This window comes from Phreatobacter sp. GW821-FHT04C01, assembly GCF_059420385.1.
Genome location: NZ_JBWKTP010000006.1, coordinates 22,674 through 36,398, shown reverse-complemented (window position 1 = coordinate 36,398; position 13,725 = coordinate 22,674). Strand labels below are relative to the sequence as shown.

General features: G+C 67.9%; 11 protein-coding genes. 1 reads left to right on the top strand and 10 read right to left on the bottom strand.

The genetic code is table 11. From position 1 onward, the window contains the following. Positions 1-79: 79 nt before the first annotated feature. Positions 80-706 (top strand): histidine phosphatase family protein, encoded by a 627-nt coding sequence (locus AC07WJ_RS22325; protein WP_494936861.1) that lies wholly within the window; start codon positions 80-82, stop codon positions 704-706. Here the strand turns inward: AC07WJ_RS22325 and AC07WJ_RS22320 are convergent. The 10 genes from AC07WJ_RS22320 to AC07WJ_RS22275 all read right to left on the bottom strand — a co-directional run bounded on the left by AC07WJ_RS22320 (position 699) and on the right by AC07WJ_RS22275 (position 13,632). After that, complete coding sequence (locus AC07WJ_RS22320) at positions 699-1,832, bottom strand: CaiB/BaiF CoA transferase family protein (RefSeq protein ID WP_494936860.1); 1,134 nt, start codon at positions 1,830-1,832, stop codon at positions 699-701. The two genes, AC07WJ_RS22325 and AC07WJ_RS22320, sit on opposite strands and share 8 nt — an antisense overlap. A 6-nt stretch (positions 1,833-1,838) precedes the next feature. Continuing rightward, positions 1,839-2,324 carry a GNAT family N-acetyltransferase gene (locus AC07WJ_RS22315; protein WP_494936859.1) on the bottom strand — a complete coding sequence of 162 codons (486 nt, stop codon included), beginning with the start codon at positions 2,322-2,324 and terminating at the stop codon, positions 1,839-1,841. Further along, the gene (locus AC07WJ_RS22310) at positions 2,306-2,887 is read right to left on the bottom strand and encodes an amino acid synthesis family protein (RefSeq protein ID WP_494936858.1); all 582 of its coding nucleotides are present in this window, start codon (positions 2,885-2,887) and stop codon (positions 2,306-2,308) included. Before AC07WJ_RS22310 ends, AC07WJ_RS22315 begins: the two co-directional genes overlap by 19 nt. After that, the gene (locus tag AC07WJ_RS22305) at positions 2,884-3,750 is read right to left on the bottom strand and encodes a UPF0280 family protein (protein WP_494936857.1); all 867 of its coding nucleotides are present in this window, start codon (positions 3,748-3,750) and stop codon (positions 2,884-2,886) included. Before AC07WJ_RS22305 ends, AC07WJ_RS22310 begins: the two co-directional genes overlap by 4 nt. Before the next feature lie 4 nt (positions 3,751-3,754). Next, positions 3,755-4,222, bottom strand: coding sequence for a MarR family winged helix-turn-helix transcriptional regulator (locus tag AC07WJ_RS22300; RefSeq protein ID WP_494936856.1), 468 nt, complete (start codon positions 4,220-4,222; stop codon positions 3,755-3,757). Then, complete coding sequence (locus tag AC07WJ_RS22295; RefSeq protein ID WP_494936855.1) at positions 4,219-5,727, bottom strand: 6-hydroxynicotinate reductase; 1,509 nt, start codon at positions 5,725-5,727, stop codon at positions 4,219-4,221. Before AC07WJ_RS22295 ends, AC07WJ_RS22300 begins: the two co-directional genes overlap by 4 nt. A gap of 388 nt (positions 5,728-6,115) precedes the next feature. After that, positions 6,116-8,869, bottom strand: a complete 2,754-nt coding sequence (locus AC07WJ_RS22290; protein WP_494936854.1) for a molybdopterin-dependent oxidoreductase — start codon at positions 8,867-8,869, stop codon at positions 6,116-6,118. After that, positions 8,869-9,735, bottom strand: a complete 867-nt coding sequence (locus AC07WJ_RS22285) for an FAD binding domain-containing protein (RefSeq protein WP_494936853.1) — start codon at positions 9,733-9,735, stop codon at positions 8,869-8,871. Before AC07WJ_RS22285 ends, AC07WJ_RS22290 begins: the two co-directional genes overlap by 1 nt. After that, complete coding sequence (locus AC07WJ_RS22280; RefSeq protein WP_494936852.1) at positions 9,735-11,450, bottom strand: hydantoinase B/oxoprolinase family protein; 1,716 nt, start codon at positions 11,448-11,450, stop codon at positions 9,735-9,737. The genes AC07WJ_RS22285 and AC07WJ_RS22280 overlap by 1 nt, the downstream gene beginning before the upstream one ends. A gap of 142 nt (positions 11,451-11,592) precedes the next feature. Beyond that, positions 11,593-13,632 (bottom strand): hydantoinase/oxoprolinase family protein, encoded by a 2,040-nt coding sequence (locus AC07WJ_RS22275; RefSeq protein WP_494936851.1) that lies wholly within the window; start codon positions 13,630-13,632, stop codon positions 11,593-11,595. Positions 13,633-13,725: the final 93 nt, after the last annotated feature.

The following is a 13,725-nucleotide window of genomic DNA, read 5'->3' as shown; positions in this document are numbered from 1 at the left end:
CAGCCCCTTTGACTCTTCCGCCACACTCGGTCATTGCAGCGCAAAATCCGCAACACAGCCCAAAACCCGGAGCAAAGCCTTGGCCGCAGGCACCCCGACGCAAGTTGCCCCGACACTCGGTTACGAAGCGATCCAGGATCTGACGCGGACGATTCCGTTTCGTCCGCGGCTGACCCGCTTCATCTTCCTGCGCCACGGCGAGACCGAGGGCAATCGCAAGGGTATCTATCAGGCCGCCGATGTACCGTTGAACGCCGCTGGCGAGGCCCAGGCGGCGGAAGCCGCCGACCGGCTGGCGCTGGCCTCGATCGCCCATGTGGCAGCGAGCCCGATGATGCGCGCCTGGCGCACCGCGGCCATCGTCACCGACGGCCGCGGCCTGACGCCGGAGCCGGACGGCGGCCTTGCCGAGCGCTATTTTCTCGGCCTGGTCGGCACGACAGTCGGCCGCATGGATTGGCGCGACGATCCGCCGGCCTGCGAGACGCTGGCCGCCTTCGTCCACCGCAGCGGCAATTGCCTGTCGCGCTGGCTGTCGCAGGAGGACAACCCCGACGGCGACCTGATGCTGGTTTCCCATGGCGGGCTGCTGCTGGTGCTGGCGGCGCTGACCGGCGTCGATCTCAATGTAGAGCTGCGCCGCAACGCCACGCCGATCCTGTTCAGCCGCTCGACCGCCGGCTGGGAGGCCGTCGCGGTCAGCTGAACTCTTTTTTCAGCCGGTCGGTATGGGCACCGAGTGCCGGCACTGGCCCGAATTGCGGTATCTCGCCGTCATGCAGCGCGCCGGGCGCCAGCATGCGCTTGCGGCCGGCCGGCGTGTCGACCTCGATATGGCGGTTTTGCGGGTGATTGCGCAGGTCGTCCAGCGAGGAAACCCGGCCATAGGCGATCTTGGCGGCTTCCAGCCGTTCGGCGATCGTTTCGCGCGGTGCATCGGCAAAGGCCCGGACGATGATCCGGTCGAGTTCGGCGCGGTTCTTCACCCGCGTGACATTGTCGATGAAGCGGGCGTCACCGGCGATCGATGCATCACCCAGCACCTCGGCGCAGAGCGAAGCCCATTCGCGCTCGTTCTGGATCGAGAACAGGATCGGCTTGCCGTCACCGCAAGGATAGGCGCCATAGGGCGCGATCGTCGGGTGGTTGAGGCCCGAACGCGGCGGATAGATGCCGCCATAGGCATATTGCAGATAGGGAACGTTCATCCAGTCGGCGAGCGCATGGAACAGCGACACCGCGATGTGCCGGCCCTCGCCGGTAATGGACCGGCCGATCAGGGCCTGCAGGATGGCCTGGAAGGCGGTCATGCCGGCGGCGATGTCGCAGACCGAGACACCGACGCGGGCGCGCGATTCGCCGTCACCCGTGACTTCCGCGAGCCCGGCCTCGGCCTGGACCAGCAGGTCATAGGCCTTCAGGTCCTTCCATGGTCCTTCTTCGCCGTAGCCGGAGATCGAGCAGGTGATCAGCCGGGGATATTGCCGGCGCAGGGTCTGCGGGTCGAAACCGAGGCGGTCGAGCGCGCCGGGCGCGAGATTTTGAATGAACACGTCGGCCTTGGCGATCATCTTGGCGAGGACGGCCTGGTCGGCCTCGTCCTTCAGATCCATGACGACCGATTCCTTGCCCCGGTTGAGCCAGACGAAATAGGCGCTTTCGCCATCGACGGCGCGGTCGTAGCGGCGGGCGAAATCACCCTCCTCGCGTTCGATCTTGATGACGCGCGCGCCGGCATCGGCGAGCCGGCTGGCGGCATAGGGGGCGGCCACCGCCTGCTCGACGGAAATGACGAGCAGACCGGAGAGATCGGTTTGCGAGGCGGTCGGCATGGGTGGTCACTCCGGCAACAGGGTCTTCTCCATAAAGACGCTGCCCGGGCTTGGTCTATAGGAGCCGAAGGGGCCGCATTGCCTGTATCCCTGTTTCGCATAGAGTTTCAGGGCGGCGGCGTTGCGCGGCCCGGTCTCGAGCTGAACCAGCCTGACGCCTTCACCTCGCGCCAGGTTTTCGATTGATGCCATGAGAAGGCCGCCAATGCCGAGGCCGCGGGCGTCATCATGGACGAACATCCGCTTGATCTCCGCCTGGGCGCCGCTGACCACGAGGCCGACGCAGCCGAGCGCGCGGCCGTCGCGGCGCGCCACGAGAAAGCGGGCATCGTCCGCGGTGAGCCGTTCGACGCCGACGGCGTGGCGATGCTCGGCCGCGTAGAGCGAGGCGGCAAAGGCGTCGGAGGCGTCGATCAGCGCCAGGATTTCCGGCTGCAGCGGCGTTTCGAGGGCGATGCCTACGCCGCTCGCCTTCACCGCAACCCGTCCCACTTGGCAATCGCGTCCTGGGTCAGTCCGCCCATCCGCGCATGCGGCCGGCCGCCGGTGGTCATGGCCAGGGCGAACAGGATCTCGTCGGCGCGCGGCGCGTCGGCCACCGAAAGCGTGATGCCGTCGAAATGGCTGCGCACATAGGCCGCGTCCTTGTGGTGGATCGGCACGTCGAGGATCGCGCCCATGGCGCCCATCTTGGTCATGGACGGCACGATGGAGAGGGCCTGGCCGAGCAGTTCGCGCATGGCATAGCCGCCCGGCACGTGCCAGAGCGCGCCATGCTCCAGCTCGCCGTCGGCGCCGACGATCGAACCCTTGCCATAGGCCTCGATGGCCTTCGGGTCGCCGCCCAGCGCCGCCAGCAGCTTGGTCGAGCATTCCAGGCCCAGCGGCTTCAATTCCTCCATCATGCCGGTGACCTCGGCCTCGTAGCGGCCCGCGAAGGGGTTCTTCAGCACGCAGGCGACGAAGCCTTTCAGGATCGGCTTGTCGCGTTTCGGGCCGCCGTCATGGCGCACCTCCTCGACCCCGACGACGATCTTGCGGACATTGACAATCATGGTCTCAACTCCCTGAGGCGTGTGAACGGCCCGATGGTGATGGTCTCGCCCTTCAGGCAAAGGGCCGCGTCACGGATCAGTCCGCGCTTGCGCAACTGGTCGGCGCGCGCCCGGCCGGCGTCGAGCGCCAGCGCGATGTCGGCGGTGCTGAGGTCGCCGACGCCGACCGTCACCAGCCGGTCGCCGAGATCGCTGTCCGGGTCGAGCTGCTGCGCCGGCCGGCGCTGGATGGCGGGGTGGTCGAGGTCGACGGCATTGGCGATGAGCGTCGCTGCGGCATCCGCGGAGGCGGCATCCCGGGCGAGCACCGTCACCGAATCGGCGATCCCGAGCGAAAACGACCGGCCTTGTGCACCCGAGGTGGCGATACCGCCGATGCCGTCGCTATAGCCGAGCGTGATGCGGCCATTCAGGGCCGGGATCGCGCCGCGCGAGAAATCGGCGGCGAGCGCCACTTCCATGGTCTCGCCCTCGGTCAGGAAGATCGCGATGTCGCCGCCGTCATTGACGAAGGCGCGGTCGAGCGGGGCAGCCTCCGTCATGACCTCGATGAGTTCGTCGGCAACCGCCCCGGCGACCGCCGCCATCGGGGTCAGGAAACCGCCGGCATGGGGCCGGCAGGCGGCCAGCATGCGCTTGGCCACCGGCGTTTCGACCTGTGGCCGCTCGCTCATCGGCTTGCGCAATTCGGACAGCTCGCCGGCAAGCTCCGGCAGGATGGTCCGGAACCGCGCAATCGCGGCCTCATAGGAATGTTGCACCGCGCTCGTAGCGCCCCAGGCCCGGGTCACGACGTCGATCGGCCCATGCTGCAGATGCAGCCGGTCGCCGGTCAGCCATTGCACGGAGGGAGCGTCCCACATGGTCTCAGCCGAGCTTGGCCAGGAGCCGGACCAGCGTCTCGGCTTCGTCGCGGCTGAGCGGGGCCAGGGTCTTGTCGGTCACCTCCAGGCCGCGCGCCTTCATCGCTTCGACGGTCTCCCGGCCGACATCGGTCAGTTCGAGCAGCACCAGGCGGGCATCATTCGGGTCGACCGAGGGCGTCACCAGGCCACGCTTGGCGAGCCTTCCCGCGACCCCGAACATGGTCGCGGGATCGATGCCGACCATCCGGCCGAGGGCGTTCTGCGAGGTTGGCCCGAGATCATGCAGCTTGGCGAGCGCGGCATATTGCACCGGCGTCACCTCGAAACCGGCCATGACCTGCTCGAAGATCGCGGTCGCCCGCTGGTGCGAACGCCGGATCAGGAAGCCGATCTGGTCTTCCAGCACATAACCCTTCACCGATGCCGGATCGGCGCCGAGCGGTGATGTCGCCTGCCTGTTGGCCGTCATGCACGGGCTCCCGGAAAAGGCCAGGGATTGTCGCTGTCCCAGCCGTCGATACGGGCCTGGGGCGCCACATCGCGCAGGATGTCGCCGATCGACACGACATCCTCCATATGGCCGCCGAGCTTCTCGTAGAGTGCACGCGGCAAGGTGAACTCGATCGGTGCGACGATGGCCGGTGTCGGCACGTAGCCGAAGGCGTTTTTCGGCAGTTTGGTGACATCGGCCATGACGGTGATGCCGCCGCCCGGCCAGAGATAGACCGGCGCGCCGCCCATGGTGACGCGTGTCTCGCCGCTGGCCACCGAGCGGGTCAGCAGAACGGGATTTTCGGTGACGCCGGCGCGCAGCGAGCCGCCGGCGCCGGCCATGAACAGCACGGTGCAGAGCGAGGGCTCGCAATTCTCGCCGATACGGTCGACGACTTTCATCACGGCATCGGGGATGGGAGCCGGCACCGGCACCAGATTGTCGTCGAGCACGCAATAAAGGAAATGCTCGCCGGTGGTCGAGGTCATCAGCAGGCGCAGGCCCGGCCAGGCCGTTTCGGGGTCGATCTTCTGGATGATCGACAGGGGATCCTCGATATCCGTGCCGCCCCAGCCGATGCCCGGATTGGCCACCTGGAAATAGCGGCCGGGCGTCGACTTGCGTCCGCGCACCCGGATGCCCGCCTGTTTCATGTCGAGCACGCGGCCGGCCTGATGCTCGGTCAGCACGCCGGTGATGTGGTCGTCGACCACGATCACCTCGTCGACATGGCCGAGCCATTGCTTGGCGAAGATGCCGACGGTCGCCGAGCCGCAGCCGACGCGCATGCGCTGCTCCGGCTTGCCGTCGACGACAGGCGCGGCATTGGCTTCGACCACCACCTCGTGGCCGCCGTCGATCACCATGGTCACCGGCTCGCCCGCGCAGAGCTTGAGCATGGTGTCGCAGGTGACGTTGCCTTCCTTCTTGGAGCCGCCGGTCAGGTGTCGGACGCCGCCGATGGACAGCATCTGCGAGCCATATTCGGCGGTCGAGACATGGCCGACCTGTTCGCCATTGACCCGGATCGGGGCCGCTTCCGGGCCGAGATGACGGTCGGTGTCGATCTTCACCTTGACGCCGCAATAGCTGAAAATGCCTTCGGTCACGACGGTGACCGTGTCGACGCCGTCATGCTCGGCCGAGACGATGAAGGGGGCCGGCTTGTAGTCGGGATAGGTGGTGCCGGAGCCGATGCCGGTGACGAAGGTCCGGTTCGGATCGAGCGCCTGGCCGTCCCAGTCGTTGCGGCCGAATTCGACCAGCCTGCCGCCGTCCTCCACGGTCTTGGCGAGCAGCACGACGGGGTCGGTGCGGATCAGTTGGCCGTTCTCATTGGCATAACGCGAGCAGGCGCCCGCGCGGCCCGGCCGGATCCGGCAGAGCACCGGGCAGGCGTCGCAGCGCAGGATGCCGTCGCCTTCGGCGGCGCCGAATTTCTTCGAACGCGCTTCCCGCGAGAGCTGGTCGGTGGCGGTCATGAGGACCTCCCGATGGGTTGGGCGACAATCTTCAGTATCGGGTCGCGTTGTGGAGACGCGGCCCGCCGAAAGAACCCTCTCCCATAGGGAGAGGGTGCCCTAGCAGAAGCGAGAGCTTCTGCTGGCGTCAGCGGGCGGGTGAGGGGACGTCCATATCCGGAGAAGTCTGGCCTCGGCCGGTCTCTACCGCTCGGAAGCAAGAGGTCCCGAGCCCGTTCTGTGGGCTTACGCCCCTCACCCGGCGCCTGACGGCGCCACCCTCTCCCTATGGGAGAGGGGCGGCTTGTCAGCGTCCTTCTCTCCTCCCATGGGAGCGCCGCAATCGGCTGCGGCAGAACGCAATCGCCCAAGCACCGACTGCTCCCAGCATCAGTCACGGTCGCGCGCCTCATTCCGCGGCCTCCCGCTTCTGCATGGCGTCCCAGAGCTTGTGCGGCAGTACCGGCACCTCGTTCATGCGCACGCCGGTGGCGTGCCGGATCGCCGAGAGAATGGCCGGCGCCGTGGCGACCAGTGCCGGCTCGCCGACGCCCTTGGCGCCGAACGGGCCTTCCGGCTCGGTATCCTCGATCAGCTTGACCGCGACCTCCGGCATGTCGCCGGCGGTCGGGATCAGATAGTCGTGCAGGTTCTCGGTGCGGCCCGGCAGATATTCCTCCATCAGCGCCAGGCCGAGGCCCTGGGCGATGCCGCCATGGATCTGGCCTTCGGTCAGCGTCGGGTTGATGGCACGGCCGACATCATGGGCGGCGACGATGCGGGTGACCTTGACGGTGCCGAGCACCCGGTCGACGGCGACCTCGGCGACCTGGGCGGCAAAACCATAGGTCGCATAGGGAATGCCCTGGCCCTTGGCGTCGAGCACGGTGGTCGGCGGATCGTACTGGCCTTCGCCCGCCAGCACGATACCGGTCTCGCCGGCCTCCAGCGCGGCCAGATCGATCACCCGTCCGGCCTCGCCGTCGGTCACCGTCAGCCGCGCGCCTTCCAGCTTCAGCTTCGCCTTCGGCCCGGCATTGGCAAGCGCCAGGATCTTGGCGCGCAGGTCGAGGCCGGCGAGCCTGGAGGCATTGCCCGAGACGAAGGTCTGGCGCGACGCCGAGGTCTTGCCGGCGTCATAGGTCCGGTCGGTGTCGCCGATGACGAACTCAAAATCGGTGGTCGGCAGCCCAAGGGCATCGGCGGCGATCTGCAGCAGCACCGTGGTCGAGCCCTGGCCGATATCGACGGCGCCGTTCAGGAAGGTCAGCTTACCGCCGGCCGTCAGCGTGATGCGCATGCGTGAGGGGTTCGACATCGCGGTATTGCCGCAGCCGTACCACATGCAGGCAACGCCGACACCGCGCGCGATGCGGCCGCCTTTGGCGTTTTCGGCTTCGGCGGCCGCGACCATGGCGTCATAGTCGGCCTTCACCGCGTCCAGGCATTGCGGCAGGCCGGCGGAGGCATGCAGCACCTGGCCGGACGGAGTCCGGTCGCCATGGTCGATGGCATTGATCCGCCGGATCGCCCAGCGGTCGAGCCCGAGCCGTTCGGCGAGATCGTCGATCAGCGTTTCGCCGGCGATCGCCGCCTGCGGCACGCCGAAGCCGCGAAAGGCGCCGGCCGGCACCTCATGGGTGTGCACGGCGCGGGTGGCGTTCTTTACATGCGGCACCTTGTAGGGGCCGGTGGCGTGGACCGGCACGCGGTTCGCCACCGTCGGCCCCCAGGAGGCATAGGCGCCGGTGTTGAAATCGCCGGTCATTTCATAAGCGGTGAAACGGCCTTGCGTGTCGGCCGAGGCCTTGGCCCAGATCTTCGAGGGGTGGCGCTTGGTGGTCGAGGCCATGCTCTCGGTGCGCGAATAGATCACGCGCACCGGCCGCCTGATGAGCCAGGCGGCGACCGCGATCAGCGGCTGGATCGATACGTCGAGCTTGCCGCCGAAGCCACCACCGCAGGCGGTCGGCACGATCCGGACATCGCTCATCGGCACGCCGATGACACGGGCGACCTCTTCCTGGTCCATGACCGCCGCCTGGGTGCAGGCGGTGACCTCGATGCGGTCGCCGACGCGCACCGCGTAACCGGCTTCCGGCTCGATATAGGCATGTTCGACGAAGCCGGTGCGGAAATGGCCCTCGGCGGTCGCGGCGCCGAGGCGGTGGCCTTCCTCGACATCGCCGGTTTCGAGATAACCGCGGGTCAGCACATTGTCGGGAATATTGGCGTGCAGCGGCGCGGCGCCCTCGGCGAGCCCGGCCTCGACGCCGATCAAGGCGGCATCGACGGTCCAGGCGATCGGCAGCGCCGCATCGGCAAGGCCTTCCACCGCTTCGCGCGAGCCGACCAGTGCCAGCACGGCTTCGCCGCGATAGCGCACGAAACCGGGTGCCAGCACCGGTTGGTCCTTGATGGTCGGGAAGATGCCGAAGGAGTTCGCTCCGGGAATATCGGCGGCGGTCAGGATGGCGACGAGGCCGGGATGGGCGGCCTTCACCGCGTCGAGATCGCCGAGCGCGAAGCGCGCATGGGCGTGGGGCGAGCGCACCGCGCGCAGCCACAGGGCATCGGCCGGCGCGTTGTCGGCGCCGAACTTGTCGGTGCCGCAGACCTTGGGCATGCCGTCGGCCCGGGCGATGCGGGCGCCGACGGCTTCACCGGCTTCGGCCAGAGGCGCGAGGCTGTTGGCGCCGCGCGCTACGTCGGCAATCGCCTCGATGATCTTGACGTAGCCGGTGCAGCGGCAGAGCACGCCGCCAATGCCGTCCTCGATGTCCCGCCGGCTGGGGTTTTGTTTGCGGCCGAGCAGATCGGCGGCGGCCATGATCATGCCCGGCGTGCAGATGCCGCATTGCGCCGCGCCATGGGCCAGGAACGCGCCGCGCAGGCGGTCGACGACAGGGTGCTGCGCCTCGATGGTGGTGATGGCCTTGCCTTCGGCCTGGGCGGAGGAGATGAGGCAGGAACAGACCTGTTCGCCGTCCATCAACACGGTGCACGCACCGCAGTCGCCGGCATCGCAGCCGATCTTGGTGCCGGTCAGGCCCATGCGCTCGCGCAGCGTATCGGCGAGCGAGGCGAAGGGCGGCGCGGCCACCTGATGGGCTGTCCCGTTCACCGTCAGCGTCAAGATGATGTCGCTCGGCTTGTCGAGCATCAGGCAGCCCTCCGAAGGCTTTCCGCGGCAAGATCGGTCAGGCAGTCGCGCACCAAAGTGAGCGCCGCGGCGCGGCGATAGGTTCCGGTGGCGCGCACGTCGTCGATGGGGCTGAGCGCGTCGGCATGGGCTGGTGCGACCAATGTCGCGGCCGAAGCCAGCGGCGCGCCGGCCAGTGCCGCTTCGAGGGTGGTCAGCCGGGTCGCCACCGCCGAGCAGGCGCCGACGGCGATCCGCACCTCACTGATCCGGCCGGCGCTGTCGAGGGCGACGATACCGGACACCATGGCGATGGAGATGACCAGATATTTGCGGGCGCCGAGCTTCTTGAAGCAGGAGCGCGCATTGGCGAGCTTCGGGACGGTGAGTGCGGTGACGATCTCGTCGGCGCGCATCGTGGTGCGCCGATAGCCGCCGATAAACGCACCGAGCGCCAGGCTGCGGGTGCCCGCGACGCTCGCAAGTTCGACCTGCGCGTCAAGGGCCAGGAGGTTCGGAATGCCGTCGCCGGCCGGCGAGGCCGTGACGATATTGCCGGTCAGCGTGCCCAGGTTCTGTACCTGGACGCCGCCGACCTCGCGCGCGGCCTGCCGGTAGGCGTCGAATTGCGGCGGCAGGTCGGCGCGGATCAGGTCGGTCCAGGTGGTCAGGCAGCCGAGCCGCCAGTGGTCGCCGCGGTCGGTGATGCCGCGCAAGCCTGGAATCGCGGTGAGGTCGAGCACGTCCTTATGCGTGGGGTCGCCCCAGGCGCGCCGGGCGGTGCGCACCGGATAGATGTCGGTGCCGCCAGCCAGAACGGCGACGTCCTGGGAGGCCCGGATCTCGAGCGCTTCGGCCAATGTCCGCGGACGGTGATAGGCGATCATCAGGCCCTCCATCCCCAGAGCCTGGCCGCCTCGTCGGCCGCGTAATAACCGCGGGCCACGTCGCGGGCGACGAGCGCCGGGTCGCGTTTGGCCGGGTCGCCATAGCCGCCGCCGCCCGGCGTCATCACCTCGACGCGGTCGCCGGCGCGGATCGCGATGTCCTGGTCCTTGGACAGGTGCTCAGGGATGGTCGTGGTGCCGTCGCGATGGATCTTGACGACATTCGGCGCGCCGTCGCCGCCGCCCAGCACGCCGGGCGGTCCGAAGCGGCCGTGATCCATGACGAAGGAGGCGCGCGCCTCGCCACGCAGCAGCTCCATCTCGTAATGCACGCCGAAACCGCCCCGTCTTTCGCCGGCGCCGCCCGAGCCTTCGCGCAATGCGAAGCGGCGGAACAGCACCGGGTAATATTGCTCCATCACCTCGATCGGCGCGGTCTTGGAAATGCCGATGGTCGAGCAGCCATTGGTCAGGCCGTCCTGGGCTGCATTGCCGCCGTAACCGCCACCGGTGATCTTGTACATGACGTAGCTGGCTTGCTTGGCGGGATCGAAACCGCCGAGCGCGAAATTGCCCGAGGTGCCGGCGGGCGCCGCCGTTACCTTGTCGGGAATGGCCTGGACCAGCGCCAGGAACACCGCCTCTGCAATGCGCTGCGACACCTCGGCCGCGCAGCCCGAGACCGGGCGCGGATAGAGCGCGTCGAGGAATGTGCCGATAGGACGCTGGATGGTCAGCGGCTCGAAGGCGCCGGCATTGATCGGCACGTCGGGGAAGATGTGCTTCACGCCGAGATAGACGGCCGAATAGGTGGTCGCGACCACCGAATTCATCGGCCCTTTGCAGGGTGGCGACGACCCGGTGAAGTCGAAATCCAGGCTCTCGCCCCGCTTGGTCACGGTGAGCGCGATCTTCAGCGGCTCATTCACCACGCCGTCGGAATCGACAAAGGCTTCCGAGCGATAGACCCCGTCGGGGATCTGCCGGATCTCGGCGCGCATGCGTTCGGCCGACCGCGCCCGGATCGCCTTGATCGCGACGTCGAGCGTGCAGGTGCCATATTTGGCGACGAGATCCATCAGCCTGGTCTCGCCGACCAGAAGCGCCGCGGCCTGGGCCTTGATGTCGCCGATGCGCTGCTCGGCGATACGGATATTGGACGAGATGATCGCGAAGATCTCGGGATCCATCTCGCCTTTCTTGAACAGTTTGACCGGCGGCAGGCGCAGGCCCTCTTGCTCGACCTCGGTCGCCTTAGCCGAAAAGCCGCCCGGCACCATGCCGCCGATGTCGGGCCAGTGGCCGGTATTCTGCAGCCAGCAGAACAGCTCGCCCCCGACAAAGACCGGCTTGGCGAAACGCACGTCCATCAGGTGCGTGCCGCCCAGATAGGGGTCGTTGACGATGTAGATGTCGCCGGCCTCCGGCTTGCCCGCCTTGCCCTCGCGGATCAGCCGGATGATCTCGCCCGTCGAATATTGCATCGTGCCGACGAACACCGGCAGGCCGAACTCGCCTTGGGCGATCAAGGCGCCGGTGTCGCGATCATAGATGCCGTCGGCGCGGTCGTCGGCCTCGGCGATGACGGGCGAGAAGGCCGAGCGCGAGAAGGCGATGTCCATCTCGTTGCAGACCTGCTGCAGGCCGGCCTGAATGACCGCCAGCGTCAGTGCGTCGATGGTCGGAACTTCGGCAGACTTGGCGTGAACGTTCACGGCAGGGTCCTCCGGATAGGCTGTTTCCTCGTCATGGCCGGGCTTGTCCCGGCCATCCACGTATTTGACGGCGCGATCATTCGTGGATGGCCGGGACAAGCCCGGCCATGACGTCGTGAAGCGTCGAGAGTCGACACTCGTCTCATACCTTCACCCTCAGATTGCCGATGGGATCGACGGTCGCGACCGCGCCGGGTTCGATCACAGTGGTCGCGTCGATCTGCTGGACGACCGCCGGGCCTTCGATACGGGCGCCGGCCGGCAGCTTGTCGCGGGCATAGACCTTGGCGCTGTGCCAGCGGCCGTCGGCATGGAGATCGCGGCTTCCGATCACCGCCTCGCCCGATGTCGCCACCCGCGCCGCGGGATCGAGCAGCGCCGAGAGCGGGAAGGATTTGCGCCGGCCGATGACGCTGGTGACCAGGTTGACCAGCACGGCCTTGATCTCCGGCAGGCGCACCTGGAAGCGATGGAAATAGGCTTTCTCGAAAGCGGCCTGGATCTCCTCGCGCGTCACGCCCGCGCCCGGCAGCGCGACCCGGATCAGATGGGTCTGGCCGCGGAACTGCATGTCGGCGCCATGCAGGATGACGATTTCCTCGATCTCGGCCTTTTCCTGCTCGACCACGGCGAGCGCGCTGTCGCGCTGGGCAGCGATCAGGCGCTGAACCTCGGCCATGTCGGCCTGGTCGAGCGGCTTGTTGACCGTATTGACCCGGTCCTGGCGGAGATCGGCGACCAGGCAGCCGAGCGCATTGGTCAGGCCGGGCCTTGCCGGCACCAGGACTTCGGGGATGCCGAGCTCGCGGGCGAGCGCGACCGCGTGCAGCGGGCCGGCGCCGCCAAAGGCGAACAGCACGAAATCGCGCGGGTCATAACCGCGCGACAGCGACACCATGCGGATGGCGCCGGTCATATGGACATTGCCGAGCCGGATGACGGCGGCGGCCGCCTCCTCGATGCCCATGCCGAGGGGGGTGGCGAGATCACGCTCGAACGCCGCACGGATTTCGGCGAGCGACACCTTGGACTGCACCGCGGTCAGTCGTTCCGGATCGAGCCGGCCGAGCACCAGATTGGCGTCGGTGATGGTCGGGCGGGTGCCGCCACGGCCATAACCGATCGGGCCGGGTTCGGAGCCTGCCGAATGCGGGCCGACCTGCAGCATGCCGGCCTTGTTGACGCTGGCGATCGAGCCGCCGCCGGCGCCGACGGTTCTGACATCGACCATGGGCAGGTGGATCGGCAGGCCATAGTCGATGGTCAGTTCCGCCGAGACCTCGGGCACGCCGCCATGGATCAGCGCGACGTCGGTGGAGGTGCCGCCCATGTCATAGGTAATGGCATTGGCAAGACCCGACTGGGCGAGCGTCGCAGCAGCCGCCATGACGCCGGAGGCCGGCCCCGACATGACGGTCTTGGCCGCTTCGCGGGCGACGAGCGTTGCCGGCACGGTGCCGCCATTGCCGTTCATGACAAGCAGGTCGTGCCTGAAGCCCTTGGCGCTCAGGTCGTTCTGCAGCCGCTGGACATAGCGGTCGAGGATCGGCTGCACCGCGGCATTCACGCTGGCCGTGGTGCCGCGCTCATATTCGCGGAACTCGGAGAGGAGCTGGTGGCCGAGCGTGACATAGCCGTTCGGCCAGAGACGCGTGGCAATCTCGCCAGCGCGGATTTCATGGGCCGGATTGGCATAGGCATGCAGGAAATGGATGACCAATGCCTCGCAGCCTTCGGCAAGCAGCGCGTGGATTTCGCTGATGACCGCCGCCTCGTCGAGCGGGGTCACGACCTCCCCCTGGGCATTCAGCCGCTCCGGCACTTCGCGCCGCCATTGCCTGGGGATCAGCGGCTCGAAACTGCCGGTCATGCCATAGGCGCTCGGCCGGGTGCGCCGGCCAAGCTCCAGCACGTCGCGGAAGCCTTGCGTGGTGATCAGGCCGACCTTGGCGACCTTGCGCTCCAGCACCGCATTGGTGGTGGCGGTGGTGCCGTGGATGATCAGGTCGAGATCGGCCGGGCCGACGCCTGCCGCCTCGATCGCCTTGACCACGCCGACCGCCTGATTGGCGGCGCTGGTCGGAACCTTCGCGAGTTTGACGCGAACGCCCGCGCCGTCCGCCTCGGTCAGGAGGAGGTCGGTGAAGGTGCCACCCACGTCGATGCCGGCTACGCGCCTCAAGGTCTTCTCCACATCACCAGGTCGTCGAGGACGACATGCGGGTCATTCGTCTACGAACGGTTGCGGCGTGCCATGCCCGCGCGCGTCCGGCCG

Coding starts and splice junctions, on each gene's coding strand:
- AC07WJ_RS22290 (WP_494936854.1), bottom strand. CDS start 8,869: ATGCTCGACAAGCCGAGCGACATCATCTTGACGCTGACGGTGAACGGG.
- AC07WJ_RS22285 (WP_494936853.1), bottom strand. CDS start 9,735: ATGATCGCCTATCACCGTCCGCGGACATTGGCCGAAGCGCTCGAGATC.
- AC07WJ_RS22320 (WP_494936860.1), bottom strand. CDS start 1,832: ATGCCGACCGCCTCGCAAACCGATCTCTCCGGTCTGCTCGTCATTTCC.
- AC07WJ_RS22305 (WP_494936857.1), bottom strand. CDS start 3,750: ATGTGGGACGCTCCCTCCGTGCAATGGCTGACCGGCGACCGGCTGCAT.
- AC07WJ_RS22310 (WP_494936858.1), bottom strand. CDS start 2,887: ATGATTGTCAATGTCCGCAAGATCGTCGTCGGGGTCGAGGAGGTGCGC.
- AC07WJ_RS22295 (WP_494936855.1), bottom strand. CDS start 5,727: ATGACCGCCACCGACCAGCTCTCGCGGGAAGCGCGTTCGAAGAAATTC.
- AC07WJ_RS22300 (WP_494936856.1), bottom strand. CDS start 4,222: ATGACGGCCAACAGGCAGGCGACATCACCGCTCGGCGCCGATCCGGCA.